Here is a 23,601-nt window from a genome sequence, read left to right as displayed (position 1 = left end):
TATGAAAATATATTTAATCCTCAGTTTTTTCTTTTTTTGTATGTCCTGTAATATGGCTTTGTTTGTTCCCCAAAAGGATGTAATCCGTAATCAGAAAGGATATATAGTTTTTTATTATCAGGGCGAAGAAGCGTTATTTTTCCCTTGGAAGGACACGGTTGATAATCAGTTTTTAGGCAGAAATCATTTAGACGGTTACAAGATAAATAATGGGGAGAGAGATCTTGAGTATTTAAAGGAACTGGCAATAGATCAGATAGTAACAAAAAATGTATTGCAAAATGGAAAGGCAATCCAAGTTGATGAGACAGTAAAGCTAATCCCTGTTAATATTAGATACTTCTGGGGTGAGGGGTGGCAATTGAAGAAAATAAAAGGGAAAGAACAAAAAGTGAATATAAAGTATACATTTCTAAACAGAGATGTTGATCTTATATACAGGATATACAATGACAGGCAAATAATGTCAATCACACCAACACGTGTAAGTGATAAAGTGAGAGTTAAAGAAGTTGAACCAGTTGATCTTAAAAATTAGTTATAAGTATATAGCCACCCTGAAGCTTTAATATTATGAAGTGAGGATCTTGTCGTATTAGTAGTAAATAGTATGAGAGTATTTACAATAGTTGCCATTATAATCTTCTTTTCAATATATGGCAACTGCCAAACACTAAAAAAGGAACCTGTTGCTAAAAGTGATAGGATGAATGGTGTTTTCCTTAAGTTCAACTTTTCAGCTAAAGACAGTCATGGTGCTATTAGCTTAATACTGAAAAGGGATAGCACTTTTTCTTATCGTGCAAATACTTTTGCAACTCATGAAATAAGTGAGGGTAAATGGAAAATGAGTAAAGGTCTTTTAATATTGGAAAGTACATTTCAAATGGATAATATTCCGGCAGAGGTAACTTATGGGGGAAATAGAAGATTTGTTGATAGTTGTGATATTGCTGTTGTAGAAAATATCAAACATGAACTTCTGACGGATGCTTTTGTGGTAGTTAATAATGATACCATAAAATGTCTTCCAATGATTGGAAAATGCAACAGCTCATTTGAGAAGATAGATAGGGTAAAAATTGTTTTTGAGAATGGTATGTCTTCAGAATGGATTCCAGTTAAATTTAATGAAAAAAAAATAGCGCTTACTGTATTGACCGATATTCTCATCAGGAATTATGTCGTTATGAACAAGCGAAAATTTAAACTAGTTGGAAACCCATTTAAGACAGCTTTGATCATGAATAATATTGCTGAAGGAGACGCATTATTATCCGTTTGGGCTTACGATGGCGGGGATTAGTTCCAATGCGTTGAAAGAATCGAATTATCCGGAGAACAACTTGAAGTATAATGGGAAGGAATTGCAGAGTAAGGAGTTTGGAGATGGAAGTGGGTTAGAGTGGTATGACTATGGGGCGCGGATGTATGATGCACAAATAGGGAGATGGGGAGTCATAGATGGAAAATCTGAAAAATATATTTCTTCTTCACCTTACCATTATGCCGCAAACGATCCTATCAGGAATTATGATATCGATGAGAATGAATTTACAGCTGCTGCCTGGAACTGGGTTAATCGCTTGACGAAAGATATAGATAATCAATTAGCATCCTATGATAGTAAAATAAAAGGTACACAAGCGTCATTGAACAAAGAAGGGCTATCTGATAAACAAAAACAAAAGCTTAATAACAAACTTCAAAGATTGCAAGATGGTCGTTCAGATTTATTAAGTCGCTCCAATGAAGTTTGGAGCGAAATAACAACATTGGCTTTATCGAGTCAAATGTACGATGTCACTTCAAGTGATAGATTTAGTGATGCAGGAGTAAATAGGGCTGGAGCATCTTTTAATTTTCAGAATGGGTATTTTGAAATGGTTCTTTTCAGCGGTGCTGGATTGAGTTCATCGTCCAGAGTTAAGTGAGCATATTGGAGGAAAAGGAAGTGAAAATAATATCATCGCAATTGATGCTAGGTCAGCAAAAACTTCAAGTGAAGGACTTAACGTTTCACCTGAGGAAGGTACGGCTTTCTTCATAAATCATGGAGCGGGTCATAATGCAGATCTAAATGATGGAGATAGAAATAACAATTTCTCTCTTTACACATCAGTAATGTCAGACGGGCAAGCTGTTTATAATTTTGTTAACCAGCATAAGGCTTGGAGCAATATTAATAACCCAAATTTTAAAAAATTGGGAGATTTTATAAGAACAAATGATAATCGCGGCATGATTCAGCAAAGTTATTTAAGAAGATTCGGTAACAATACCCCTAAACCTAAATTACCTGTAGAATGATGAGAACATCTAAGTTATCCTTCATAGTTATTGCAATGTTTTTTTTAGTCTTCTGCAATAGCAGCAATAAGTATTATTCTCCTGAACTCTATAAAAGTTTTTCAATTAGGGTACCTGTTTCTTGGGATTCAATAGCGTATAATTATAACGATGGTGGTAATCAGGGGCAGATATTGTGCGACAAGTTCATAGGTGAACGCAATATGCAGACAGGAATGGTCGCCGAGGTTTATGAGATTGGAGATCGTAGTTCTTTATTATTGGATTCTTTGTTGGAAAGGCAAATGAAAATACAGATTATAAAAAATATTACAACAGAAATACTTTATAAAGGAAAGAAAGATATTAACAACAATAAGGTTGGAATTATACAATATCTTTTTACAAAGAATAATAGAAAATGTTATGGTGAAACATGTTTGCTGATTAACGGAAATGAATTTTATCTTTTTGATATTTATAGTATAAAGTATAACCCAAAGGAGTTTCAGGATCAATGTGCCAAGATAATTGAATCTATTGTTTTTTCTAAAGAAAAAGAGAAGAGTTGATTAGGTACCGTCTGTATGATGGTGCTGAATAATACACCTTTTCATTTCGATAAAGTAAAGAGTGGAGCAAAACCGATTTAATATTGATTCCTTTTAAGCAAGAATATTCAGAAACGATCCTTCGCGGAAATTATTGTTTTTTGACTTTAGAGAAATCTTGTTAAGCGCAGATTCTACCCAAATGTCAGCTAAGAAAGAAATCAGAGAGCTAAAGTCAAAAGTGACACTAGAAACCTCACAAGAGGTGTTCTTTGATAACGTAGTAGTAGCGCAGGCGAGTGGGCCGTTGTTGGAAGAAACGCATTATTATCGGTTTGGGCTGACGATGGCGGGGATTAGTTCGAATGCGTTGAAAGGAAGCAATTATCCGAAAAATAGAAAAGAGTTTAACGGGATAGAGCACACAACAGATCTAGATTTGAATCAATATGATGCGTTTTATAGGAACCTTGATCCACAGATAGGTAAATGGTGGCAAATAGATAGTAAGCCCAATCATGTCGAAAGCCCATATGCATCAATGAGTAATAATCCGATTGGAATGGTAGATCCGTTAGGAGATACGACTCAGTACATGGATCATAATGGGAACTCACTTTATGTATCAAATGATAATCTTCCTAATGCACTAACAGTTACACCCGAACAAAATAGCGGAGGTTTTGCCTTAATCTTAGCTTTTTTAAACACAAAGTATGGAGCAAAGTATAAGAATAATAATAGTTTAAATGAAGTTTTAAGAAAAACTGGAAAGAGTTATTCAGCCGATCAATATTTCAAATTATATGATGAGCATCAGGATAAGTATAATGGGAAAGATGAAGTGCCTGTTGATGGGAAAGGACCTTTGTACAAGGAATTCAAGATTCAAGTATTTGATGATAACGGAGATATGACAGCGCGTGGGAATTCTGATAATGATGGCACTCCTGGCCTTAGTATAGTGGATCAAGGTGATGCCGCGGCAACCCTACATACTCACCCTAATGAGGGCCGAAGAGTTAGAAAGAATTCAGGTATTGGATCTTATGGAGTGGGTGAAAGTGGAATGGAAACTGATCTATGGAAGACAACTCAAAAACCAGGATCAGGCTATTTCAATATTGTTGTGACTCAGGGTCAGGTTAGGTTATATAACAGTAGCGGCGTCAAAATAATTATAAACAGAAATGGTCATATTTTTAAAAAGACTAAAGAATGAAATGGATTTTAGTTATACTGGCTTGCTTCAGTGGATGTAATATAGCTAATGAAAAACATAAAATTGATTCGGATTCCCAAAGAACTACTCAGGTTTATGTGAGTGATGAATTTGGTAAAACTGAGAGAAAAGAGGTTATAGACTCATTAAAATGGATATTTTATAGTTTGAATTATGAATATAACGCCAGGCATTATATTCACAGTAATTCTAAATTGAAGTCGATTGAATGCGACCTTCGATTACGGAAAATTGTGAGAATAAAAGATACCTCTGAATATTATTTTTTAAGTTATAGCAGAGAACCCTCCGAAATATATTTGATAGAGCCAGATGACTATATTGGAATCGCTACAGTAGATGGGCGGGTACGCTATACTATTGGTGGGAATTTTACTTATGATAAACCTGTTACTTCGCAAGCAGCGGATTCATTCTTTCGACGTAATGATTCACTTTTTATCAATTATATAATTCATTATAAGGGAGCTATGAATGGATGGTTGAAAAGTGAAGTGGATAGGAGGAGAATAGTTGTCGGGCAATAATTTGGGTCATCGAATATCTTTGGAAGAAACACATTATTATCCATTTGGACTGACCATGAGTGGGATATATACGAATGCTTTGGAGGGGGAGTTATTCGTTGAAATTCGAAGATTTGGTAATAATACACCTACTCCTGAATTACCTGCAGAATAAGATTAATCTTATGAAAAAAAGTATTCTAATTAGTATATTAATAGCAATAGCAGGTTGCGTAGAGCGAAAAGAGAAGGCTGCTACAGAATTATATAATGACAAATCGGTTTTTTGCATAAGGGCACAGCTCCCTGAAGCATGGTCGGACTATAAAGGAATACGTGCGTTTTTAGATGAAGATTTTATATTCCAAAATATAAAGGGGGCAAAAGACACTTCATCATGGATGGTATTACGTGTCTATGAATTTAAATCGGTGGAGCAAAGCAGATTGAATATTGATTCAATACTAAGCTGGCAGATAAATTTAGTTCAAACAGAAAATAAAACTACCCATCTTTTAAGTAAGAATGTAAACAAGCGGTCTTCAGGGAAGGTTATTGGTTATTTTGATTTTACGACAAAGAATGCTAATAGACTGGATTATTCAAGGTTCCTGGTTTTTTTAAAAAGAAAGAAAATCGGGGTTTTGGAATTGCATCATAGAGTTAATCAGGATACGTTTTTGAAGATAGCTAATCCAATAACAGAATCTTTAGATTATTGAGATAGCTACAAGAATAACGTAAAAAAATAGATTTGATATAAGAATATGGAAACAGATGTAAATAATCCGCAGGCATTGTCTACGGATTATTTACATCTGTTTAAAGTTATCACTTTTAACAAGAGCATCCGGTGTATATAATATGCTGTTTATCTTTTTCCGGGAAACCAGCAATATCATCAGGCGTTTGAGCATATAATATGAGAACAATTTTTATAGTTGTCATTATAACCTTCTTTTCAATATATGGCAACTGCCAAACGCTAAAAAAGGAACCTGTTGCTAAAAATGATAAGATGAATGGTGTTTTCCTTAAGTTCAACTTTTCAGCAAAAAACAGTCATAGTGTTATTAGCTTAATACTGAAAAAGGATAGTACTTTTTCTTATCATGCTAATACTTTTGCAACTCATGAGCTAAGTGATGGTAAATGGAAAATGCATAAAGGTATTTTAATATTGGAAAGTACATTTCAAATGGATAATATTCCGGCAGAGGTAAGTTACGGGGGGAATAGAAGATTTGTTGATAGTTGTGATATTGCTGTTGTAGAAAATATCAAACATGAACTTCTGACAGATGCTTTTGTGATAGTTAATAATGACACTATAAAATGTCTTCCAATGATTGGAAAATGTAACAGCTTAGTTGAGAAGATAGATAAGGTAAAAATTATTTTTGAGAATGGTATGTCTTCAGAATGGATTCCAGTTAAATTTAATGAGAAAAAAATAGCACTTACAGTATTGACTGATATTCCCATCAGGAATTATGTTGTTATGAGCAAGCGAAAATTTAAACTAGTTGGGAAGCATTTAATGCAGCTTTGACCACGAATACTACGGCTAGCTGGTTTTATAAAGAATTTTTTATTATTTGAGTCTATATGAAAAAAGAACATCTCGATAAATTGATTGCCTACATTATAAAAGAAGATATTTCCTCTCCCAGGTTTAAGTTTGATGGGAGAGTACTGTATATTTTCTCGCCCATCTTTAGCTATAATAGGGTCATTACCTTGATTCTATTGATATTGATAATAATTTTAATGCAGCATATAAATCTTTTAATAGGATTTTTAGTGTTGGGCGCGGCAGTCTTTTCCCTTTGGTACGATTTCGAATCAGTTAACAGCGTAGAGATCGATCTGGATAATGATCGTTTCATAATAAAGAAAAGAAGCCCATTTGCAAGATTACTTTTTTTTATTAATAAGAATGTGGCGTTTTCTATTGCTGATATTGAGAGATTCTCCTATAGATCAACGCAGCAAGAAGCTTCCTCCAGAAGATATCGTTTTTATGTAACTCTGATAAATGGTGATGAATTTTTATTTTCAGATATTGGGCTAGAAGAGAGGGCAAGAGAGATTGTGTTTTTTTTGAATAAGGCATTTAAATAGACAGCTTGAGAGTGTAACAAATATCATTAAGTTCCCCCATTCGATTAATTATGTTGGTATATTTTACTGAAGAGCTGTCAATAGAAGTCGAACAAAAGTTTAAGGATGTTGTTCTTCTCGAAAAACAGGTACAACGTGAGTTTAAGGATAAGGCTTATGGTGAGGACTTAACAGCGGTGTATATCTCTTTACTATGTAATAGCACTAAATTTGAATCTTTTATTAAAACCAGAAAACCTAATTATAAAAGTGAGAACAGAACATATGTACATCAGGCGGTTGAGATAGAGCGTGAAGGGAAAAGCCTAAGCTATGACTTGAAGTTGAATTATGAATTATATGTTGGCACTGAGAATATAAAGAAATTGTTGGCCCATGATATATTGAAATCGCTGGATGTGATTGATACGATCAAAAAGATAAAAGATTTTGACTTGGATCAATTTAAGATTGATTTTGAATCGTTTTTTCAACGAAATGGTTTGATATAATTATTTTTATACAACTGAGTTTGCAAGAAAAAATTTTACAGGATATTGCCGATAGAATTGGACATACTTTTAGAGTAAATGGAACTACCTACTGTAACTCAAAATAAATATGAGAAGCTATATATTCTTTTTATTATTTCTCTTATCAGGTTGCACTTTAAGAACAAATAAACTTATTGGGCGCTATAGAAGTAGTTGCTATATAAATCTTTATCCAAATGTCATTTTATCGTTGGATAGCGAGCATGCTTTTTCATATAAAATGGCATATTTAGACGATAAAATTAAAGGTAATTGGATGGTGCGAAAAGACACCTTGTTTTTATTTTCGGAGTAGTTTAAGAAAAAAGCAGTTGATCCCTTTGAGCCTATACACAAAATCACTGATTTAATCAGTTACCGGCAAATGCCACAATAGGAGGTACCAAATTGGGATTTGCAAATAATCCTGCTGGAGTGAGTCAGATCGCGGTGGTTATGAGTATTACAGGTAGTGCAAACGCCGTGCATGAGATTACTCACGCTTATCAAGGAGGGATAAGCCACTCTATAAGGCTTAATGGGACGGGAGCCGCCTTCTCTGGTGCAAATCCCTTCATGCAACAAATCTCTAATGCAAATTCTGAGATTGAAGCCTATAGGGCACAGTATGGGTTTGATCCTGCTACAATGCCTTCGTCAACAATGGGAGCAACTCCGCAAAGTATGGACGCTGTAAATAGTTTTTATGTGGGTGGAATTAATGATAATTCAAATTCACCTCAGCCTGTCTATCCAAACGTTCGAAACTTGACTAATACAATTTTTCAATTACTTAAAGTTCTTTAATAGTATGAGAACACACCCGCAAACAACAACGCTAATTTTTGTGTTTTTATTTATTGAAGCTTGTACTTCTGCCGGTCAGGTTAGAGGGAGATATACCAATGTGTTTGCAGATCTGACGGTAGACGAGCTTAGGTTTTCTCAAGAGTCCAATAAATTTGATTATTATTCCAGGACGGAAGGAGCATTAAAGGGCTATTCTTTGGGGACCTGGAAACAGAACAATAGAACAATTTTCTTAAATGGGTTCAATGATAAAAATATCAATATCTTGGATGTTGAAAGTAAGGTCGAAGATTATTCAAATGAGAATAAAGACAGAATTGTGGTACAATACAAGAACGATCCACTTGATACATTCACCAAAGTTGATATAGTAGTAAATGGAGGATCTGGAACTCGAGTCTCAGGTGATACCACTTATTTTGTGGATGCAATAGTTAAAACACTTCAGGTAAAGTCTTATCTGGTGCATGAAGGTTTGCTATTAGGGGCTCCTACTTATATTGATACACTTTATTCTCCTGGAATAGAAATGGGGAATCTAAATGGGCATAAAAAAATACTGCTTAGTCTCAATGTTGCTCAAAGGGATTTCTACAGAATAAAGGTCACAGATACTTTATTTATTAAGAATAGACATACTATTATATGGCGTAAGAAGCAGTTTAAAAAAACAAGAGAATACGAGCCGAGGTGAATAGAAACGAAGGAGCCTCAGATGTCTGTTTTTTTGTGATTAAGATGGAAAGTATCAATTCGTATCATAATTTATCTTATAAAGCTAAATGTAAAAGTCGAAGGAGGAAAATAAAGAAGCCGCAAGTTAAATGCTTACGGCTTCTTTATTTTCCTCCTCACCCCTTCCCCGCAGGGTCCTGCCTGAATATCCGCACCAGCATCCCATACAACTCCGGGTGCTTCTCCGCCAATAAATCCGGCCGCTCAAAAAAGTACTCCGATATCACCGCAAAAAACTCCGCTTCATTCATGGCGCCATAAGGATTTATATCCGTATGCCCTTCTGATATCTGTTGAATCGTTTGATGCACCAGCTTCATCCACGGAATGCTATAGCTATGATCCAGTAGTTTACTGGGGAAGCCATCTATGGAGCCATCCGTTTTATCGAGGAGGTGTACAAATTCATGAATGGCGGTATTGTTTTTATCGGTTACATTGGAGAACCCTTCCCGCAGGGCGGAGCGGGAGAGGATCATTTGTCCGTTCAGTGCGCCGGTGCCTACCATGCCGAGGATGTTACGGCGATTGCCTTCATACTGGTAAGTTTCGTCGAAGGTATCGGGATAAAGGATTACGTTGGTAAGATTGAAATATTCCCAGTCTTTGAATCCAAAGATGGGGATGATGGCGCTGGCGGCTACCAGCACGCGGTCCAGCGGTTCTACTTCGGTGCCTACGCCTTCTATGCTGGTTCTTTTAAGGAAGCGTTGCAGCATGCTTTCAAAGCGCGTTTTCTCTGTGGGTTGCAGCTGCTGGTAGTAGCGTACATGTTCTTCTAACAACGACTGGTACCCTTCGGGGACCGCCGTTTTCTTCCCTTTCCTGCGACCGTACATATTCTGGAAGTACAGGAACAGGATAAGTCCTATCATTATCAATCCGAATAAAACCATGTCTGTAGTTATTTTCTGTATGCTTTAAACTCTGAACCTTTCTTCCATGCAGGGAAACTGCTTTCATTGCTGAGGTGGTAGCCCACGTCGAACAGGAGGCGGATATCTTCTACCATGCCATCCATGTTCCAGGTGGCGGCGTCAAATTCATCGGCGGGGGAGTGGTAACGCAAACGGTTATACGCAGCGGTCTGTTCTTTTCCCCAGCCGGCCTCATGCCCGATGGCGTCGTTACCCGGACCGATATACAATCCCGGTACACCTTTCTTGGCGAAGTTGAAATGGTCGGAGCGGAAAAACCAGCCACCTTCCGGATTGGCTTCAGGAACGGTGATACGGCCCTGCTTTTTAGCGGCGCGCAGCGCGTATTCATCCAACTCTGACTGACCAAAGCCAATAACCGTGATATCACGGGTACGGCCAAACGTATTGAGTACATCCAGGTTGATATCTGCTACGGTTTTCTCCATCGGGAACACGGGATGTGCGGCGTAGTATTCCGATCCCAGCAGCCCTTGTTCTTCGCCGGTAACGGAAAGGAACAGGAGGGAGCGGGCCGGTGGCTGCGGCAGCTTAGTGAAGGCAGTGGCCAGTTCCAGCAGTCCTGCGGTGCCGGTGGCATTGTCTACGGCGCCGTTGTATATGGAGTCTCCTTTAACGGGCTCGCCTATACCAAAATGATCCCAGTGGGCCGAATATACTACGCATTCCTGCGGACGTTTAGCGCCTGGCAGTATTGCCAGCACATTATGGGAGGTAGATTTTTTGATAGTATTATTTATAACGAGAGATGTATTTAAGTGGAGGTCTACGGGCTTGAAACCTTTTGTCCTGGCCTGCTGCATAATATCGGGCGATACGCCGGCCAGCTGAAAGATTTTCTTTGCGGCGTCCAGTGTAATCCATCCTTCCAGTGCGGTACGATGCATATTGTTATTAGCGGTTTGCAGGTGCAGCTTGGAGTTGGACCAGCCACTGCGCACTACCTTCCACGGATAGCTGGCGGCGGCAGTTTCATGGATGATGATCACGCCGGTGGCGCCCTGCCGCGATGCCTCTTCAAATTTATAGGTCCAGCGGCCGTAGTAGCTCATGATGCGGCCTTTAAACAGGGTGCTGTCGGCAAAGCCGGGGTCGTTGATCATCACGATCACGGTCTTGCCTTTTACATCCAGCCCCTTATAATCGTTCCAGTTATATTCAGGCGCTACAATGCCATAGCCGGCAAACACCAGTTCGCTGGTGGGAATGGTTACCTGCTCCTGCACGCGGCGGGTTGCGGCTACAAAGTCTTCGAGGTACTGCAGCGATACTTCGCCACCGGCGCCTTTTATGACCAGGTTACCGGCGGGTTTGGAACTGATAGACACCATCGGTACTTCCTGGAAATAGCTGTTGCCATTACCAGGCTTTAATCCCAGCTGCTTAAACTGTGCCGCCAGGTATTGAATGGAGCTGTCTTCTCCGCGGGTAAAGGGTTTGCGGCCCTCAAAAGCATCGGATGCAAGTACGCTGATGTGCCGGGCGAAATCTGCCGGGTTAATAGCTTTGATGGCCGCTGAATCCTGCGCTTTCAGCCCGATACCGGGTAAAAGCGCTGTGAGGGCCAGTATAATAGGTACTTTCAATGTTTTACGGTTTATTCAGGGCAAAAATTAGCGGACTTAAGCTAGAATTCCAAAAAATAGGTACAGTGATAATATGCGGATATTTTTTAAATATCGGTAGATGAAGGGTTTTTTCGGTTAAAATCTGCGCAGTATTGATTAATTACAGCAGCGTGCTATCGGGCCTCTCCGGCTATTTTTGTTGACATAAAAAAGATAGGAAAAAATGGCAGCAATTAACTGGCAAGGCGTATTTCCCGCACTGCTCACCCCTTTTACTGCGGATGATCATATTGATTATGAGATGTTCGACAAAAACCTGCAGGCACAAATCGATGCAGGCGTTAATGGTATTATCCTCGGCGGCTCGCTGGGAGAAGCCAGTAGTTTACTGAACGAAGAAAAGTATGCGCTCGTGCGGCATGCAGTGGCTTTTCTGGCCGGTAAAGTACCGGTAATCATGAATATTGCAGAACAAACTACTACAGCAGCCATCGCCTGCGCTAAAGCCGCAGAAGAAGCCGGTGCAGCAGGACTCATGCTCCTGCCCCCCATGCGCTATAAGGCAGACGACCGCGAAACAGTGGCTTACTTCCTCGCCGTGGCAGGCAGCACTGCTTTACCGATTATGATCTACAACAACCCGGTGGATTATAAGATCCTTGTAACGCTGGATATGTTTGAAGAGTTGTCAAAAGCACCAAACATCCAGGCAGTGAAAGAATCTACCCGCGATACTACCAACGTAATCCGTATGATCAACCGCTTTGGCGACCGTTTCAGCATCCTCGGCGGCGTAGATACGCTGGCGCTGGAATGCCTGGTACTGGGCGCTAATGGCTGGGTAGCCGGACTGGTAGATGCTTTCCCGCGGGAAACAGTAGCCATCTATCGTTTGGTGAAAGCAGGCCGCATCGCGGAAGCACTGGCTATCTACCGCTGGTTTATGCCACTGCTGGAGCTGGATATCGATCCTAAACTGGTACAGTATATTAAGCTGGCAGCCACCGCTACCGGTATCGGCAGTACGAATGTACGTGCACCACGACTGGTACCACAAGGTGCTGATCTGGCCTATGCGGAAAATGTAATTGCAACAGCACTGGCTGTACGCCCCCAACTGCCGGATTATTTAAAACTCCCTGCATGATAACAGGCAAAAATATTATAGGCTTCGCGGCAGCTGCAACGGGAACGGATACACTTCGTGCATACGATCCCGTTAGCAACGCCACGCTGCCGGAAATGTTCGCAACCGCAACAACGGAAGAAGTAAACCAGGCGTTGGAAAAGGCCACCACGGCTTTTAAAACATACCGCCACACTTCCCCGGAACAACGGGCAGCATTCCTCGAAGCCATCGCTACAGAAATACTCGCCATCGGTGATCCGCTGCTGGAAAGAACGGTAGCGGAATCCGGACTCCCGCTGGCCCGCATCACCGGCGAACGTATGCGTACGGTTAACCAGCTCCGCCTGTTTGCCGCAGTGCTGCGGGAAGGCTCCTGGGTAGAAGCTATTATCGACCCCGCCCAGCCGGAACGTACCCCGCTACCGCGGGCGGATATACGGAAAATGCTGGTGCCGCTGGGTCCCGTGTTAGTATTTCCTGCCAGCAATTTCCCGCTGGCATTTTCTACTGCCGGAGGCGATACGGCATCTGCACTGGCTGCGGGCAACCCTGTTATTGTAAAGGCGCATGAATCACATTTAGGCACCAACGAACTGGTGGCTACTGCTATTCAAAGAGCCGCCCAATCCTGCGGTATGCCTGATGGTGTGTTTTCCAGCCTGAACGGCGCCGGCGCTTTATTGGGACAGCAACTCGTAAAACATCCCGGCATTAAAGCCATTGGCTTCACAGGCTCCTTCAAAGCAGGCACGGCTATCTTTGATGCAGTAAACCAAAGGGCAGAACCCATCCCCGTGTACGCGGAAATGGGTAGCATTAACCCTGTATTGCTGTTACCCGGCAAACTGACCGCATCTGCGCAACAAACGGCGCAACAATATGCGCAATCCATCACGCTGGGCACCGGGCAATTCTGTACCAATCCAGGCCTGCTGATAGCGTTGGCCGGCGATGCCACAGAACAATTCGCAGTGGCATTGCAAAAGGAAATGGCTGCTATCAACGCAGGAACCATGCTCAACCCCGGCATCTGTTATCACTATTATGAAAACAGGGAGCAGTTGTCGCGCCGCAAAGGAGTGCAAACATTGTATGCCGGTCCGAAGGAGAAGGATGCCACCAAAGGCTCACCCGCGCTCTACCGCGTAGATGCAAAGGATTTTATAGCCAGTGAAGAACTGCAACAGGAAGTGTTTGGACCCGCGTCCCTGCTGGTAGTGTGTAAGGATGATGCAGAACTATCAAAGTTGTTATTACATTTACATGGCCAGCTAACCGGTACAGTAATGGCTTCCGCCACCGACTTGTTAACATATGCGGATGCAGTGGAAATCCTGTGCCAGAAAGTAGGCCGGGTTATTTTGAATAATGTGCCTACCGGTGTGGAACCTGGTTATGCTATGCATCACGGAGGCCCGTTCCCCGCTACCACGGATATACGAAGTACCTCTGTGGGCGCATCGGCGATCGTTCGTTTTGCAAGACCGCTATGCTTCCAGGATTGGCCACAGCAGCTGCTGCCGGATGCCCTGAAAGATGAGAATCCGCTTGGCATCTGGAGAAAGATAGATGGTCAGCTGACAAAGGACACCGTTAGTCGTTAAAATATTAAATGATTATGTCGACCAAGACTTTTTTTTGTATAGATGCGCATACCTGCGGCAACCCGGTTCGACTGGTAGCCGGCGGTGGCCCCGTGCTGAAGGGAAACAACATGATGGAGAAACGCCTGCATTTCCTGCAGGAGTTCGACTGGATCCGTAAGGGGCTCATGTTTGAGCCCCGCGGCCATGATATGATGAGCGGCAGCATCCTGTACCCGCCCACTGATGAAGCAAACGATACCGGCGTATTATATATTGAAACCAGTGGCTGCCTGCCAATGTGCGGTCATGGTACCATCGGTACCGTAACTATCGCCATTGAACAGGGGCTTATTATTCCAAAGGTTCCCGGCCAGCTGCGACTGGAAACACCAGCCGGACTGGTACTGGTGAGCTATGTACAGGAAGGGAAGAAGGTGAAATCCGTAAAGCTCACCAACGTGAAATCTTTTCTCGCTGCAGAAAACCTGGAAGTGATGTGCCCCGATCTCGGATTGCTGAAAGTAGATGTGGCCTACGGCGGTAACTTCTACGCAATAGTAGACCCGCAGGAAAACTTCAAAGGACTGGAAAATCATACGGCCGATCAACTGGTATCCTGGAGCCGCGAATTACGGAAAAGACTAAACGAAAACTATTCCTTTGTGCATCCGGAAAATGAGCATATCAAAGGATTAAGTCATATTCTCTGGACCGGCGCCACTATCAGCCCGGAAGCAACGGCGCGTAACGCGGTGTTTTATGGCGATAAAGCCATTGACCGTTCCCCCTGCGGTACCGGCACATCCGCAAGGATGGCACAGTGGCACGCCAAAGGAAAACTGAAAGCAGGCGACCGTTTCATCCATGAAAGCATCATCGGCTCACAATTCACGGGCACCATTGAAGCAGAAACCACCATTGGCGGGAAACCCGCTATTGTACCGGGTATCGAAGGCTGGGCAATGGTAACCGGCTATAACACTATTATACTGGATGACGACGACCCGTATGTACACGGATTCCAGGTGATCTAACTTATTAAAACATGAAAGCAATCGTCATCGGTGGTGGAATTATCGGCCTTTGTACCGCTTACTATCTGAACGAAAGCGGTTGGGAAGTAACCGTACTCGATAAAGGAGATTTCAGCAACAACTGCTCCTATGGAAATATGGGCATGATTGTTCCAAGTCATTTTGTACCACTGGCTGCACCGGGCATCATCTCACAGGGAATCCGGTGGATGTTTAGCAGCAAAAGCCCTTTTTATGTAAAGCCTTCGCTGAATAAACAACTCATCGGCTGGGGGCTTAAATTCATGAAAAGCGCTACGGTAAAGCATGTAGAAGCCTCCGCGCTGCCACTGAGGGATATCAATTTACTCAGCCGCTCGTTGTATACATCGCTGGCGCAACAGCCCGGGTTTAACTTCGGACTGGAGCGCAAAGGCATTATCATGTACTATAAAACCGCTGCGGTGGCGGAAGAAGAAGCACACCTCGCCGCCCAGGCCAATACAATGGGACTGGACGCGGTAGTACTGGATAAAACCGCACTACAGGCACTGGAACCACAGGTACAGCTGGATGTATTGGGCGGCGTGCATTATCGCTGCGATAGCCATCTCTATCCCAACGACCTGATGCAGCAACTGAAACAATACCTGGAACAAAAACAGGTGAAGTTCCTGCCACAGCGCGAAGTAACAAAAATCAAAACCAGCGGCAATAAAGTAACGGCAGTAATAACCGGGCAGGAAACACATACCGCAGATGTATTTGTACTGGCAACCGGCTCCTGGAGCCCTGCTGTAGCGCATCTGGCGGGTGAACGTCTTCCCATGATGCCGGGTAAAGGCTATTCAGTTACCCTGGAGTCGCCGTCCGTGAACTTAAATATCCCGGCGATTCTTTGTGAAGCACGGGTGGCACTAACGCCAATGGGTAATCGTTTACGTTACGGTGGTACCATGGAAGTAGCGCCGGTGAACGACCAGGTAAACATGAACCGTGTGGCCGGAATCGTGGATTCAGTGAACCGGTATTTCCCCAATCTCCCTATACAAACACCCGATAAAAAACAGGTATGGAGCGGTTGCCGCCCCTGTTCACCGGATGGCCTGCCCTATATCGGTTATGCGCCCTCCCACACCAATTTGCTGATCGGTACCGGTCACGCTATGATGGGCCTCAGCCTGGGACCCGCTACGGGCAAGCTGTTGGCGGAACTGGCTAATGGTTCCAATACCAGTATGGATATTGCTGCATTTTCTCCCGCAAGATATCGTTAGCTAACAGCGAATAGTTATATTTGTTCCATGCAAACAGATATCGGTAAAAAAGCAGCAGGCGAAAAAGCCGCTGAATATATTAAGCCTGGTATGACCGTTGGTTTGGGTACAGGCAGCACAGCGTATTATACAATTCTGCGTATAGGCGAGTTAGTTAGAGCGGGCCTTGATATAAAGGCGGTGGCTACTTCCGCACAATCGGAGCAACTGGCCATAGAGCAGCAGATTCCCCTGGTAGATTTTGAACAGGTTGAGAAGATAGATATTGATATAGATGGGGCAGATGAAGCAGATGCGCAGCTGCAACTGATCAAAGGAGGGGGCGGCGCATTGCTGCGGGAAAAAATTATCGCAGCAGCATCAAAAGAGATGCTGGTAGTGATAGATGAAAAAAAACTGGTAAAGCACCTGGGCAAATTTCCTTTGCCGGTAGAAGTAACCACCTTTGGATGGGAGCTTACCTTCAAACAACTGGCGGCGCTCGGAGCGCATCCTGTTTTACGTTTAAAAGATAACAACCGTTTTGTTACGGACAATGGCAACTATATCCTCGATTGCCATTATCAGAAAATACATAATGCGGCAGCGCTGCATGCACAACTGAATAATATTCCCGGCGTAGTGGAAAATGGATTATTTCTCCACTACGCTACCCGGTTGATCATCGGTAATGCCGATGGCTCCATCAGGGAAATTACGCATCCCTATCAAGCAAAGACATCTTTTTAGTATCCCGCGAAGTAGCATATACCAGCAGCGAAATAAAAATGCAAATGGTTACATACCAATAGTACAGCGGTTCGTATCCTATCTTTTTAAAGTAAAGCGCAATAGGTTCCGCGGTGCCGCCAAAAAGCGCCACCGTAATGGCATAGGGGAAACCAACTCCCAGCGCCCGCACTTCCGCGGGGAACATTTCCGCTTTTACTACGGCATTGATAGAGGTATAACCGCTTACAATCAGCAGCGCCATTAAAATAAGCCAGAAGGCCGTCCATTCGGAGGTAGCATGACTGATACCCGTTAAAATAGGAACGGTAAATGTTGTCCCTAACACACCAAACCCGATCAGCAAAGGCTTCCGGCCATAGATGTCTGAAATCCAGCCAAAGAGCGGTTGCAAAATGGCAAAGATGAGCATGAGGAAGAAGGTGAGGGTAGTGGCGTGTTCTATGGTCAGATGCACGGTATTTACCAGGAACTTCTGCATGTAAGTAGTATAGGTATAGAAGGCCAGTGTGCCGCCCATCGTTAATCCCACTACCGTCATCACTGCCCGGGGATGCTTTTTAAACAGCAGTTTCAGGGAGCCTTTATCTTTTGTTGCTTTTATTTTTTCGAAAGAAGTGGATTCCTGCATATGCCGGCGCAGGTAGAGCGCAAAAAATGCCAGCGCGGCGCCAATCACAAACGGGATACGCCATCCCCATTCATGCAGCTGGGCCGGCGTAAGGAATACCTTCTGCAGCAGCATCTGCACACCAAGTGCCACCAGCTGCCCGCCTATCAGCGTTACATACTGAAAACTGGAGTAAAAACCCCGCAGATCTCTGGTGGCCACCTCGCTGAGGTAGGTGGCGGAGGTGCCGTATTCGCCGCCTACGCTGAGGCCCTGTAGCAGGCGCGCTATCAGCAGCAACGCGGGCGCCGCCAGGCCAATGCTGTTATAGGAGGGCGTAAATGCAATGAGCAGGGAACCCAGCGACATCAGGAGCACGGAGAGCGTCATGGAGGCTTTACGCCCCTGTTTATCGGCAATGCGGCCAAACATCCAGCCGCCAATGGGCCGCATCAGGAAACCCACCGCAAATATGGCTGCCGTATTGAGTAACTGGGCGGTATAACTGCCCTTCGGAAAGAAGACCGGCGCGAAATAGAGTGAAAACGTGGCGTAAATGTACCAATCATACCATTCTACGAGGTTACCGGCAGAACCGGTTAATATGGCTTTTATCCGCCATGCGTCAGGATGTTTCATATAGAATGCGAAAATATATTTTAATATGGAATTATGAGCCAGCAGGCCATAGTGGCGAAGAAAAAGTTTAAAATAAATTAGGGTTGTATTCAGGAAATCATTTATCTTCGTACCGCTTCTTAAGGATAATGTATTTCAATTCTGTTGGTAGATCACCTCTTCACATTCAGCTTTTTCTTACAGTCTTTCTTCTAGTTGCCCAGGTAGCCGCCTGCTGTAATAATGGCGAGAACACGTTCACAATTAAATATTAAATATAATGCAAACAGGTGTAGTAAAATTTTTTAATGAAGCTAAAGGTTTTGGATTCATTAAAATCGAAGGTTCAGGACAAGAAATTTTTGTTCACGTATCTGGTATCAAAGAAAGCATCGGCGAAAATGACCGCGTAGTTTTTGACGTGGAAGAAGGTAGAAAAGGCCCGAATGCTGTTAACGTAAGACTGGCATAATTTATTTTATAATAGTTCGTTATAAACCGCGCTGGCTTTGCCAGGGCGGTTTTTTTATGCATGTAATCCTGCGCGCTGTTCATTTTGTTCAGTCTCTTCTTCCTGTCTCTCCGGCCAGCCTGTTTTCGTAATTTTAAGGAAACAGATTTATCAAACGATGGCAAAACAAACAGGGATCGTCCTTTTTACCGGTAAGCTGGAAAACCAGGTAGGTTACCGGAGAAATGGAATTTATTTTATCCGCGCAATGGCGCAATCAGTGCGGCAAACCGGCGCTACCAGGCAATCTGCCCGCGAGTTCGGCATAGCCAGCACAAAGGCGAAGCTGATCAGGCACGCCATTGGCCCGCTGCTGGATATTATGCCGGACGATACCTGCGTGAACCGCCTCAACAAAGCACTGATCCGGGCCGGGAAAAACGGCATGCAGGAACTGCAGGGCTTCCGGTTCAACAGGCATACCGCGGTGGAACAGTTTTTTAGCCGGCAACCGGTGTTAACGCCCTCCGGAACCTGGAACATACCCGCACAGGAGCTGCTTCCCCAGGGCAATGCCACACACCTCCATATCACCGCTATTGCTGTCCGTATCAGCTTTATGCAACGGCGCATCATCAGCAGCTGCGCAAAGGTGGTCACCATCGATTTAAGTAAGCCCTTTCAAGGCGCAGCACTGGATACACGCCTCAGTGGCCACGGTACATTGCTGCACGTATTACAAATAAATACATCCGCTAACAAGGCCGCCCTGGCCAGCCGCCGTTTCACCGCCGCCGATATCATGCACGTGGTACCCCCCATAACCAGCAAAATAAAAACCGCCGGAACCCCTACTGGCAGTGCGTTTCCCGATCAAGTCCACGTCCCCTCCACGTGAACTCCACGTTCACTCCATGTAATCCCCATCTCCACTGTATTTCCTATCCCATCTCCAGGTAATATCCCTGTAATAGCTATGTATATCCATCTCACACAATAATAACTATCTCTGATAGCCAAATCAGTGAAATCAGCATAATAAGTTTAATCCTGCTCTAAGACAATTTGAAAGCGCCGAAGGCGCTGCACACCCCCGTCCCGGAAAACAAAAAACCGCTCCACAAGGGAACGGTTCTTTTATACAAGAAGCTAAAAAACGGGTTATCTTAAAGCTCTGTAAACATGTGTCAGGAGTTGCAAAGATAACCGGCCAGATGGATTTCCCGGTTTTATTTAGGGCCAATCGGCTAAAACCCGCAACCAATCGTGTTTTTTTATTTGTATTATAATTTAGTTTAAATTATCAAGTCCCCGTGCTGCCGGTCAGGAATGCCGTATCAGCAGCGCCTCCGCTGCTGCCATAGCGTATCTACTCCTTTTCCTGGAGCCATACCACCTTTTGTACCGGCGTATGCGCCGCTGCAATCACTTCTCCATACAAATCGGGCCGGCGCGCCAACCGGTACCGGTGCCCACCGGCTTCGGTCAGTTTATTTCGTGTAAGCGTGGCCGTTACTACGTCATTGTCCAGTTTCCGGCATTCTGCAATTACATCACCAAACGGATCAATGATCATGGAGCAGCCGTTTTTCAGCTGGTCGTCGTCCATGCCGATAGGGTTGGAGAAAACGGCATACACCGCATTGTCATACGCACGCGCGGGCAACCACTTCATCAGCCAGGAACGGCCTTTCATACCGTCAAATTCCAGTCGCAGCGAAGTAGGGTCTTCCCGGCGTTTTTCCCAGAGCGCCGGGTCCACAAAACCCGCACCGGGCCGTGTAGATGGCGTACACATGGTTACATGCGGCATGAAAATGATTTCGGCGCCCAGCAGGGCCGTTGCGCGTACATTCTCCGTAATATTATTATCGTAACAAATCAGCATACTGCACTTCCATCCCTTCAGATCAAAAATAACATATTCATTTCCCGGCTGCAGATGCGGATTGATAAACGGATGCAGCTTGCGGTACTTCGCTACCAGCCCGTTTTTATCTACACATACATAGGCTTTGAATAAATTATCGTCTGCATCTTTTTCAAACAATCCCGCCAGCACGGCAATATTATTTTCAGCAGCAATATCCTGCAACGCCTTGATAGACGGACCTCCGGGGATTATCTCCGACAACTCCAGCATCTGCTCCCGCGATAAATTCCTGGCAAAAGTATAACCCGTCACAGAACACTCGTGGAAAGCCACCGCATCAGCGCCGTCGGCAGCGGCCTGCCGGGATAACTCCCGGATAACACCCAGGTTATAGGCTTTATCATTACTCCTGTTTTCAAATTGCGCGGTAGCAATTCTGATATCGTTCATGTGAAAAAAGTTTTTTGTTGACGGAAAGTAAAACGAAGATACTTTACATTTGGTTACACGCAATATCTCCGCCGTTTTCGCCACTTTTTCTGTATATTCGCCCTTTCAATTTAACAGCAAATGCCCCAACCGGATAATACAAATACTATCTTTCACCTGGCGGCAGATTTCATAAACCACACACACCGCCATATCTTCCTTACCGGTAAAGCCGGTACAGGGAAAACTACGTTCCTGAAATATATCAAAGAACATACGCGTAAAAACACGGTAGTAGTAGCGCCTACAGGAGTAGCCGCTATCAACGCCGGTGGTGTTACCATGCACTCTTTCTTTCAGTTGCCCTTCGGACCTTTTATTCCCGGCACTAAAAGAGGATTTGGAATGGATGAAATCAGCAGTACAGATAAACACGGCCTGTTCCGCAATATTCGTTTCACCAACGATAAAAAAGTATTGCTGCAGGAAATGGAATTACTCATCATCGATGAGGTAAGTATGGTGCGCTGCGATATGCTGGATGCTATCGACGTGATCCTCCGCCATTTCCGCAATAAACCACTGCTGCCTTTCGGCGGTGTACAGGTATTGTTTATCGGGGATCTGTACCAGCTCCCGCCGGTGGTGCCGGATGCAGAATGGCGCATGCTCTCTGAATATTACAACAGCACCTTTTTCTTTGCCGCCAAAGTAATAGAACAGGCGCCGCCACTGTATATTGAACTGAAGAAAATTTACCGGCAAAATGAACAGCACTTTATTGATGTGCTGAACCGGATCCGCAATAATGAAGTACTGCACGAAGACCTGCAGTTGCTGAATGAACATTATCAGCCGAATTTTAAGGGAGAAGACGAAGAGTACATCGTACTCACCACCCATAACCGGAAGGCCGATGAAATCAATGCCCGGCGACTGGCAGATATGCCCGGAAAAGTATATCGCTTTGAAGGAAAGATAGAAGGGGATTTCAGCGACAAAGCATTACCTACAGAACTATTGCTGCAACTGAAAGTTGGCGCACAGGTGATGTTTCTCAAAAACGACCTGGCGCAACCCCGTCGTTATTACAACGGCAAAATAGCTACTGTAAAGGAAATCAACGACGATGAAATTATGCTGGTGCTCGCAGGCTCCCATGAAGAGCTTAAACTGGGAAAGGAAACCTGGCGAAACATCCGCTACTCCTACAACCAGGATGAGAACAGCATTGAGGAAGAAGAAATAGGCAGCTTTACCCAGTTCCCGATACGCCTGGCATGGGCCATCACCATCCACAAAAGCCAGGGCCTTACCTTTGAACGCGCCATCATCGACGCAGGATACGCCTTCGCACCCGGGCAGGTATACGTGGCACTGAGCCGCTGTACTTCACTCGATGGACTGGTACTGCATTCCCGCATCGGGCACGGCAGCATCAGAACAGACCGACAGGTAATTGAATTTGCAGAAAAAGAAAACGAAGCCAATGAACTGGTAGTGCTGCTGGAAATGGAAAAGAAAAAGTTCCAGGCTACGTCGCTGCTGCAGTTGTTCGACTGGTACCGTATGCAGGCCACCATCCGCAGCCACGCCGTATGGATCCAGGATAAAAAGCTCCCCGACTTCGACGCAGCCATTAAACTAAGCCGCGCTATGTCTGCCAAAGTAGAGCAGCAACAGGAAGTAGCGGCCCGGTTTGTAACACAGCTGCACCAGCTGCTGGATACCGCAGTGCAAACAGGGGAAATGGAACAGCTGAAGCTACGGGTAAATAAAGCCATCGGCTATTTTACCCAAAGTATTTATGAAGATCTTATCCAGCCTTTGCAAACACACATCGCTGATGTGAAAAAAGCAAAGTCGAAAAAATATCTCCTCCAGCTCATGGCCCTCGAAGCCGATTGCTGGAATAAGCTGCGGCACGTTTGGGAAGTATCCTATGCTGACCTGGACTTTACCACCGGTTTAAAAGACTACACCAAACTCAGAGACGCGGATGCCGCCGCCGCCGCGGCGCCTGTTACCGCTGCCAAGGAAAAAGCTGCCAAAGGCAAAGTAGAAAAGGGCAGCAGCCGTCGCGGTACACTGGAACTATACCTCGCCGGTAAATCTATCCCCGATATTGCCACGGCGCGCCAACTCGCCATCAGTACCATTGAAAGCCACCTGGCCCAATGCGTGGAAGCCGGTGAAATGGACATCAACCGTTTTGTTACCGAACGCACCATGCGCCTTATCCTCAAGCATATCGGCGAATTGGGCGCCACAGCCGCGGGTCCCATCAAGGAAAGAGTAGGCGATGCCGCTACTTTCGCTGAAATCCGCGTGGTACAATGGTATCTCAAAAAGAAACAGGAAGAACAGATCATGAACGATTAGCGCGCCTTCGGCGCTTTTAAATTGTCTTGGAGCAGGATTACGTTGATTATACTGATTACCTTGATTTTATTTTTTGGGATTTTTTTAAGGATTAAGGGAGATATAAGCGAATATCTCCCTTAATCCTTAAAAATCAAATATGATCAAATCTGATAAATCATTATAATCAACGTAATCCTGCTCCAAGACAATTTAAAAGCGCCGAAGGCGCGCAACAGGACAGACCGG

25 protein-coding genes are annotated in these 23,601 nt (G+C 44.0%); 21 read left to right on the top strand and 4 right to left on the bottom strand.

Going from position 1 to position 23,601, the window contains the following annotated elements:
- Nucleotide 1: 1 nt before the first annotated feature.
- From PV783_RS21390 to PV783_RS21330, 13 genes are all read left to right on the top strand, one after another.
- Nucleotides 2-538, top strand: a complete 537-nt coding sequence (locus tag PV783_RS21390) for a hypothetical protein (protein ID WP_420989493.1) — start codon at nucleotides 2-4, stop codon at nucleotides 536-538.
- A 72-nt stretch (nucleotides 539-610) separates the two neighbouring features.
- A complete protein-coding gene (locus PV783_RS21385; RefSeq protein ID WP_420989492.1) occupies nucleotides 611-1,306 on the top strand; it encodes a hypothetical protein in 696 nt (231 codons plus the stop codon).
- Nucleotides 1,307-1,316: 10 nt separating this feature from the next.
- Complete coding sequence (locus tag PV783_RS21380; protein ID WP_420989491.1) at nucleotides 1,317-1,934, top strand: RHS repeat-associated core domain-containing protein; 618 nt, start codon at nucleotides 1,317-1,319, stop codon at nucleotides 1,932-1,934.
- Between the two features lie 190 nt (nucleotides 1,935-2,124).
- Complete coding sequence (locus tag PV783_RS21375) at nucleotides 2,125-2,310, top strand: hypothetical protein (protein ID WP_420989490.1); 186 nt, start codon at nucleotides 2,125-2,127, stop codon at nucleotides 2,308-2,310.
- The gene (locus tag PV783_RS21370; protein ID WP_420989489.1) at nucleotides 2,307-2,861 is read left to right on the top strand and encodes a hypothetical protein; all 555 of its coding nucleotides are present in this window, start codon (nucleotides 2,307-2,309) and stop codon (nucleotides 2,859-2,861) included. Before PV783_RS21375 ends, PV783_RS21370 begins: the two co-directional genes overlap by 4 nt.
- Nucleotides 2,862-3,042: 181 nt before the next feature.
- Nucleotides 3,043-4,062 carry an RHS repeat-associated core domain-containing protein gene (locus PV783_RS21365; RefSeq protein ID WP_420989488.1) on the top strand — a complete coding sequence of 340 codons (1,020 nt, stop codon included), beginning with the start codon at nucleotides 3,043-3,045 and terminating at the stop codon, nucleotides 4,060-4,062.
- A complete protein-coding gene (locus PV783_RS21360) occupies nucleotides 4,059-4,610 on the top strand; it encodes a hypothetical protein (RefSeq protein ID WP_420989487.1) in 552 nt (183 codons plus the stop codon). Before PV783_RS21365 ends, PV783_RS21360 begins: the two co-directional genes overlap by 4 nt.
- Nucleotides 4,611-4,774: 164 nt before the next feature.
- Nucleotides 4,775-5,311 carry a hypothetical protein gene (locus tag PV783_RS21355; RefSeq protein ID WP_420989486.1) on the top strand — a complete coding sequence of 179 codons (537 nt, stop codon included), beginning with the start codon at nucleotides 4,775-4,777 and terminating at the stop codon, nucleotides 5,309-5,311.
- A gap of 200 nt (nucleotides 5,312-5,511) precedes the next feature.
- Nucleotides 5,512-6,141: a hypothetical protein gene (locus tag PV783_RS21350; RefSeq protein WP_420989485.1), complete on the top strand. Its 630-nt coding sequence runs from the start codon at nucleotides 5,512-5,514 to the stop codon at nucleotides 6,139-6,141.
- A gap of 56 nt (nucleotides 6,142-6,197) precedes the next feature.
- On the top strand, nucleotides 6,198-6,713 hold the full coding sequence (locus PV783_RS21345) for a hypothetical protein (RefSeq protein WP_420989484.1): 516 nt from the start codon (nucleotides 6,198-6,200) through the stop codon (nucleotides 6,711-6,713).
- A gap of 50 nt (nucleotides 6,714-6,763) precedes the next feature.
- The gene (locus PV783_RS21340; RefSeq protein WP_420989483.1) at nucleotides 6,764-7,204 is read left to right on the top strand and encodes a hypothetical protein; all 441 of its coding nucleotides are present in this window, start codon (nucleotides 6,764-6,766) and stop codon (nucleotides 7,202-7,204) included.
- Between the two features lie 477 nt (nucleotides 7,205-7,681).
- Nucleotides 7,682-8,032: a hypothetical protein gene (locus tag PV783_RS21335; RefSeq protein ID WP_420989482.1), complete on the top strand. Its 351-nt coding sequence runs from the start codon at nucleotides 7,682-7,684 to the stop codon at nucleotides 8,030-8,032.
- A 4-nt stretch (nucleotides 8,033-8,036) separates the two neighbouring features.
- On the top strand, nucleotides 8,037-8,729 hold the full coding sequence (locus tag PV783_RS21330) for a hypothetical protein (protein ID WP_420989481.1): 693 nt from the start codon (nucleotides 8,037-8,039) through the stop codon (nucleotides 8,727-8,729).
- A gap of 157 nt (nucleotides 8,730-8,886) precedes the next feature.
- Here PV783_RS21330 and PV783_RS21325 read toward each other — a convergent pair whose 3' ends face one another.
- Together PV783_RS21325 and PV783_RS21320 are read right to left on the bottom strand one after the other, a co-directional pair.
- On the bottom strand, nucleotides 8,887-9,645 hold the full coding sequence (locus tag PV783_RS21325; RefSeq protein WP_339546479.1) for a M90 family metallopeptidase: 759 nt from the start codon (nucleotides 9,643-9,645) through the stop codon (nucleotides 8,887-8,889).
- 29 nt (nucleotides 9,646-9,674) lie between these two features.
- Nucleotides 9,675-11,294, bottom strand: a complete 1,620-nt coding sequence (locus tag PV783_RS21320) for a M28 family metallopeptidase (RefSeq protein ID WP_235016039.1) — start codon at nucleotides 11,292-11,294, stop codon at nucleotides 9,675-9,677.
- Nucleotides 11,295-11,499: 205 nt separating this feature from the next.
- Between PV783_RS21320 and PV783_RS21315 the strand changes: the two genes are divergently transcribed.
- Genes PV783_RS21315 through rpiA form a run of 5 tightly spaced genes read left to right on the top strand, consistent with a single transcriptional unit; the run spans nucleotide 11,500 to nucleotide 17,010 of the window.
- Nucleotides 11,500-12,423, top strand: a complete 924-nt coding sequence (locus PV783_RS21315; protein ID WP_420989480.1) for a dihydrodipicolinate synthase family protein — start codon at nucleotides 11,500-11,502, stop codon at nucleotides 12,421-12,423.
- On the top strand, nucleotides 12,420-14,009 hold the full coding sequence (locus tag PV783_RS21310) for an aldehyde dehydrogenase (NADP(+)) (RefSeq protein WP_420989479.1): 1,590 nt from the start codon (nucleotides 12,420-12,422) through the stop codon (nucleotides 14,007-14,009). The genes PV783_RS21315 and PV783_RS21310 overlap by 4 nt, the downstream gene beginning before the upstream one ends.
- Nucleotides 14,010-14,023: 14 nt before the next feature.
- Nucleotides 14,024-15,025 (top strand): 4-hydroxyproline epimerase, encoded by a 1,002-nt coding sequence (locus PV783_RS21305; RefSeq protein ID WP_079472786.1) that lies wholly within the window; start codon nucleotides 14,024-14,026, stop codon nucleotides 15,023-15,025.
- Nucleotides 15,026-15,036: 11 nt separating this feature from the next.
- Nucleotides 15,037-16,281, top strand: coding sequence for an NAD(P)/FAD-dependent oxidoreductase (locus PV783_RS21300; RefSeq protein WP_420989478.1), 1,245 nt, complete (start codon nucleotides 15,037-15,039; stop codon nucleotides 16,279-16,281).
- Between the two features lie 27 nt (nucleotides 16,282-16,308).
- A complete protein-coding gene (gene rpiA / locus PV783_RS21295) occupies nucleotides 16,309-17,010 on the top strand; it encodes a ribose-5-phosphate isomerase RpiA (protein ID WP_420989477.1) in 702 nt (233 codons plus the stop codon).
- Here rpiA and PV783_RS21290 read toward each other — a convergent pair.
- Entirely contained in the window at nucleotides 16,976-18,259 is a 1,284-nt protein-coding gene (locus PV783_RS21290) for an MFS transporter (RefSeq protein WP_420989476.1), read from the bottom strand. The genes rpiA and PV783_RS21290 overlap by 35 nt on opposite strands.
- A gap of 259 nt (nucleotides 18,260-18,518) precedes the next feature.
- On the opposite strand from PV783_RS21290, the gene PV783_RS21285 reads away from it, so the two are divergent.
- Entirely contained in the window at nucleotides 18,519-18,710 is a 192-nt protein-coding gene (locus PV783_RS21285; protein ID WP_079472790.1) for a cold-shock protein, read from the top strand.
- A gap of 157 nt (nucleotides 18,711-18,867) precedes the next feature.
- Nucleotides 18,868-19,587 carry a hypothetical protein gene (locus tag PV783_RS21280; protein WP_420989475.1) on the top strand — a complete coding sequence of 240 codons (720 nt, stop codon included), beginning with the start codon at nucleotides 18,868-18,870 and terminating at the stop codon, nucleotides 19,585-19,587.
- 471 nt (nucleotides 19,588-20,058) lie between these two features.
- Here PV783_RS21280 and PV783_RS21275 read toward each other — a convergent pair whose 3' ends face one another.
- Nucleotides 20,059-21,012 carry a nitrilase family protein gene (locus tag PV783_RS21275; protein WP_420989474.1) on the bottom strand — a complete coding sequence of 318 codons (954 nt, stop codon included), beginning with the start codon at nucleotides 21,010-21,012 and terminating at the stop codon, nucleotides 20,059-20,061.
- Nucleotides 21,013-21,132: 120 nt separating this feature from the next.
- Here PV783_RS21275 and PV783_RS21270 point away from each other — a divergent pair, with 120 nt between their 5' ends.
- Nucleotides 21,133-23,373 (top strand): helix-turn-helix domain-containing protein, encoded by a 2,241-nt coding sequence (locus tag PV783_RS21270; RefSeq protein ID WP_420989473.1) that lies wholly within the window; start codon nucleotides 21,133-21,135, stop codon nucleotides 23,371-23,373.
- Nucleotides 23,374-23,601 lie beyond the last annotated feature (228 nt).

The sequence above is a fragment of the Chitinophaga sp. CC14 genome, assembly GCF_048957795.1.
In the GTDB taxonomy this organism is placed as follows: Bacteria; Bacteroidota; Bacteroidia; order Chitinophagales; family Chitinophagaceae; genus Chitinophaga; species Chitinophaga ginsengisegetis.
Note: the sequence above shows the minus strand (reverse complement) of the source record. Positions and strands in the feature narration are given on the sequence as shown.

Coding starts and splice junctions, on each gene's coding strand:
- PV783_RS21390 (WP_420989493.1), top strand. CDS start 2: ATGAAAATATATTTAATCCTCAGTTTTTTCTTTTTTTGTATGTCCTGT.
- PV783_RS21385 (WP_420989492.1), top strand. CDS start 611: ATGAGAGTATTTACAATAGTTGCCATTATAATCTTCTTTTCAATATAT.
- PV783_RS21375 (WP_420989490.1), top strand. CDS start 2,125: ATGTCAGACGGGCAAGCTGTTTATAATTTTGTTAACCAGCATAAGGCT.
- PV783_RS21370 (WP_420989489.1), top strand. CDS start 2,307: ATGATGAGAACATCTAAGTTATCCTTCATAGTTATTGCAATGTTTTTT.
- PV783_RS21365 (WP_420989488.1), top strand. CDS start 3,043: ATGTCAGCTAAGAAAGAAATCAGAGAGCTAAAGTCAAAAGTGACACTA.
- PV783_RS21360 (WP_420989487.1), top strand. CDS start 4,059: ATGAAATGGATTTTAGTTATACTGGCTTGCTTCAGTGGATGTAATATA.
- PV783_RS21355 (WP_420989486.1), top strand. CDS start 4,775: ATGAAAAAAAGTATTCTAATTAGTATATTAATAGCAATAGCAGGTTGC.
- PV783_RS21350 (WP_420989485.1), top strand. CDS start 5,512: ATGAGAACAATTTTTATAGTTGTCATTATAACCTTCTTTTCAATATAT.
- PV783_RS21345 (WP_420989484.1), top strand. CDS start 6,198: ATGAAAAAAGAACATCTCGATAAATTGATTGCCTACATTATAAAAGAA.
- PV783_RS21340 (WP_420989483.1), top strand. CDS start 6,764: ATGTTGGTATATTTTACTGAAGAGCTGTCAATAGAAGTCGAACAAAAG.
- PV783_RS21335 (WP_420989482.1), top strand. CDS start 7,682: ATGAGTATTACAGGTAGTGCAAACGCCGTGCATGAGATTACTCACGCT.
- PV783_RS21330 (WP_420989481.1), top strand. CDS start 8,037: ATGAGAACACACCCGCAAACAACAACGCTAATTTTTGTGTTTTTATTT.
- PV783_RS21325 (WP_339546479.1), bottom strand. CDS start 9,645: ATGATAGGACTTATCCTGTTCCTGTACTTCCAGAATATGTACGGTCGC.
- PV783_RS21315 (WP_420989480.1), top strand. CDS start 11,500: ATGGCAGCAATTAACTGGCAAGGCGTATTTCCCGCACTGCTCACCCCT.
- PV783_RS21310 (WP_420989479.1), top strand. CDS start 12,420: ATGATAACAGGCAAAAATATTATAGGCTTCGCGGCAGCTGCAACGGGA.
- PV783_RS21305 (WP_079472786.1), top strand. CDS start 14,024: ATGTCGACCAAGACTTTTTTTTGTATAGATGCGCATACCTGCGGCAAC.
- PV783_RS21300 (WP_420989478.1), top strand. CDS start 15,037: ATGAAAGCAATCGTCATCGGTGGTGGAATTATCGGCCTTTGTACCGCT.
- rpiA (WP_420989477.1), top strand. CDS start 16,309: ATGCAAACAGATATCGGTAAAAAAGCAGCAGGCGAAAAAGCCGCTGAA.
- PV783_RS21290 (WP_420989476.1), bottom strand. CDS start 18,259: ATGAAACATCCTGACGCATGGCGGATAAAAGCCATATTAACCGGTTCT.
- PV783_RS21285 (WP_079472790.1), top strand. CDS start 18,519: ATGCAAACAGGTGTAGTAAAATTTTTTAATGAAGCTAAAGGTTTTGGA.
- PV783_RS21280 (WP_420989475.1), top strand. CDS start 18,868: ATGGCAAAACAAACAGGGATCGTCCTTTTTACCGGTAAGCTGGAAAAC.
- PV783_RS21275 (WP_420989474.1), bottom strand. CDS start 21,012: ATGAACGATATCAGAATTGCTACCGCGCAATTTGAAAACAGGAGTAAT.
- PV783_RS21270 (WP_420989473.1), top strand. CDS start 21,133: ATGCCCCAACCGGATAATACAAATACTATCTTTCACCTGGCGGCAGAT.